Origin of the sequence: uncultured Flavobacterium sp. (assembly GCF_963975005.1) — a bacterium.
GTDB lineage: Bacteria > Bacteroidota > Bacteroidia > Flavobacteriales > Flavobacteriaceae > Flavobacterium.
This window is the reverse complement of sequence record NZ_CAXBFR010000191.1, coordinates 1-2,998: the sequence shown is the minus strand read 5'-3', so window position 1 is coordinate 2,998 and position 2,998 is coordinate 1. Positions and strand designations below refer to the sequence as shown.

General features: G+C 30.7%; 3 protein-coding genes. 1 reads left to right on the top strand and 2 read right to left on the bottom strand.

Features of this window, described 5'->3' with window-relative positions; genetic code table 11:
• Nucleotides 1-243: 243 nt before the first annotated feature.
• On the top strand, nucleotides 244-1,551 hold the full coding sequence (gene tyrS / locus AACZ53_RS14325; protein ID WP_339839850.1) for a tyrosine--tRNA ligase: 1,308 nt from the start codon (nucleotides 244-246) through the stop codon (nucleotides 1,549-1,551).
• Between the two features lie 13 nt (nucleotides 1,552-1,564).
• Here tyrS and AACZ53_RS14320 read toward each other — a convergent pair whose 3' ends face one another.
• Nucleotides 1,565-2,545 (bottom strand): acyl transferase, encoded by a 981-nt coding sequence (locus tag AACZ53_RS14320; RefSeq protein ID WP_339839849.1) that lies wholly within the window; start codon nucleotides 2,543-2,545, stop codon nucleotides 1,565-1,567.
• A 124-nt stretch (nucleotides 2,546-2,669) separates the two neighbouring features.
• On the bottom strand, nucleotides 2,670-2,998 hold a 329-nt coding region (locus AACZ53_RS14315; protein WP_339839847.1), incomplete at its 5' end, for a T9SS type A sorting domain-containing protein.

Sequence of the window (2,998 nt, the reverse complement as noted above, 5' to 3'; positions counted from 1 at the left end):
TCTAATAAAGAAATCAATAAATGTGAACCGACTAAACCTGTTGCTCCTGTAACTAATATCATATGGTAAAGATAAATAGATTCTTTGATTTTAAGATTATAGATTTTCAGAATATTTTTTAAAATAACACAAAATTTGGAATTTGGAATTTGAAGTTTGGTTTTTAAAATTGATATATTTGCATAAATTAAGATAACCAAATTTCAGTAAAATTAAAAGATACTGAAATGAATTCAGCATAAGATGAAAAATTTAGTAGAAGAATTACAATGGAGAGGCTTGGTACACGATATGATGCCAGGAACAGAAGAACAATTATTAAAAGAAGCTACTACAGTTTATATAGGATTTGATCCAACTTCAGATTCATTACACATTGGAAGTTTAGTTCCGATTATTTTATTAAAACATTTACGCAATTTTGGACATAGACCAATTGCTTTAGTTGGTGGTGCAACAGGAATGATTGGTGATCCATCAGGAAAATCAGATGAAAGAAATTTGTTGGATGAAGAAACATTAAATTTCAATGTAAATGGCATTAAAAATGTACTTTCTAACTTTTTAGATTTTGAGGCAACCGATGAGAATGCTCCAATTTTAGTCAATAATTATGATTGGATGAAAGATTTCTCATTCATCAATTTTGCCCGTGATGTAGGTAAAAGAATCACAGTAAACTACATGATGGCAAAAGATTCAGTAAAGAAGCGTTTGTCTGGTGATGAAGGTGGAGAAGGAATGAGTTTTACTGAATTTACGTACCAATTAATTCAAGGATATGATTTTTACCATTTGAATAAAGAATACAACTGTTTATTACAAATGGGTGGAAGTGACCAATGGGGAAATATTACGACAGGAACTGAATTAGTTCGTAGAATGAATGTGGATAACGACGAAAGATCTAAAGCTTACGCAATGACTTGTCCGTTAATTACTAAAGCTGATGGTTCAAAATTTGGAAAATCTGAAGGTGGAAATGTTTGGTTGACTGCGGATAAAACTTCGCCTTATAAATTCTACCAATTTTGGTTAAATACTTCAGATGTTGATGCTGAAAAGTATATTAAGATTTTTACTTTTTTAGATAAAGAATCTATTGATGCAATTATAGCTGAACATAATGAAGCTCCACACTTAAGAGTGTTACAAAAACGTTTGGCAGAAGAATTAATGTTATTGGTACATTCTAAAGAAGATTTAGATAGTGCAATTTTTGCTTCTGGAGCTTTCTTTAGTAAAGACATGTCTGATTTAAAAACATTAAATGAAAATCAATTAGCTGAAATATTTGAAGGAATCCCACAAGCGGAAGTTGCCATGTCAGATTTAAGTGAAGGAATAGATATCGTCACTTTATTAAACGAAAAAACAGGATTTTTAGCTTCTAATGGTGAAGCAAGAAGAGCTTTAAAAGAGAATTCAATTTCTGTAAATAAGGAAAAAGTCACAGAAGAATTTAATTTGTCTTCAAATGATTTAGTAAGTAATAAGTTCGTTTTATTACAAAGAGGAAAGAAAAATTATTTTGTGGTGAAGTTTGTTTAGTATTAAACAAAAACTAAATAACCATAAGGTTACAACCCCGAATATCAGAATTATCAAAACGTCCCAGCACTTCGAAAGAATGGTTGGGATATTTTTTACCTAAATCTTGCGTAGCAATAAACGAACATGAATTGATGTTTGCCAAATCAATCACATTAATTCCACCCGTTTTTCCTTCGTTAACATAAGACAAAGCATCTTCTGTGTCTCTAATTAAGATTTGCATCCAATTCGGACATTCAAAAATTCCGTTTCCTAAAGAATAAGCTTGTGATAATAATTCAGTCATTCCATATTCAGAATGAATAACAGGAACACCAAAACCTTGGCAAAGAATCTCATGTAACTCTTCACGAATCATTTCTTTTCTTTTGCCTTTCATGCCACCAGTTTCCATGATGATGGTGTTTTTTAATTGAAATTTATGGAGTTCAATTAAATCTAATAAAGCATAAGTCACACCTATTAAAAGCACGTTTTGTCCTGAATTATCTAGTTCAATTAACTTCGCGATAAGCTCATCATAATTGTTTAAATAAAAACCACTGTCTTCATGATTGCTGCTTTGAATCAAATCATCAACCATGTGTATTAAAGACGAACCTTCACGTTCTAAGTAAGATGGAAGTAAGGCCAAAACACAATAATCTTCAATATTTCCATAAAATTCAGAAAACGCATTTCGATAGCTTTCTTCGTATAAAGAAATATCTGTGACTAAATGTTTGCTTGTTTGCATTGCAGTTGTACCACTACTCGTAAAAGTAGCTTGAATAGGTTCAGTTGAACTTATTACCTCATGACTTTTAAAAAATTGAATAGGTAAAAATGGAATTTCAGTTAGAGACTTTACATTTTCTTTATTCTTGTTTAAAAGGTTACAAAACTCTTGATATACCAAATTATTATCAAATTGAAATCGGAAAATCTTAAGTGCAATTTTCTCAAATTCCTTTTTGGATGAAATAGTAAATATATCGTTAGAATTAATCATAATATTAAAATACTGTTATAAAATTGATGAGGTACTGAAGCGAGTTCAGCACTAGACAAAAGTATAAAATAAAAAAGCACCAACGTAATGTTGATGCTTTCTTTATATAAATAGAAGTGTGAATTTATCTCACTACTAATTTTCTAGTAGCCGTTTTTCCGTCTTCAGTAACTTTAACGATATAAACACCAGCGTGTAAGCTAGAAATGTTTACGGTATTGTTGTTTACTTTAGTATTGATAACTTGTTTTCCTAAGATATCAAAAATAGCTACATTCATAGCTGAATTTGCAGTAGAAGAAATATTTAATACATTTCCTGAAACTGGATTTGGATATAAAGATAAACCAGCGATTGTGTCGAAGTTTTTAGTTGAAGCTGTTCCTGCAGGTGTTACAAAAGCCCAATTGTCGCCAACTCTAATCTCATCAATTTCTACATTCCCAGTACCAC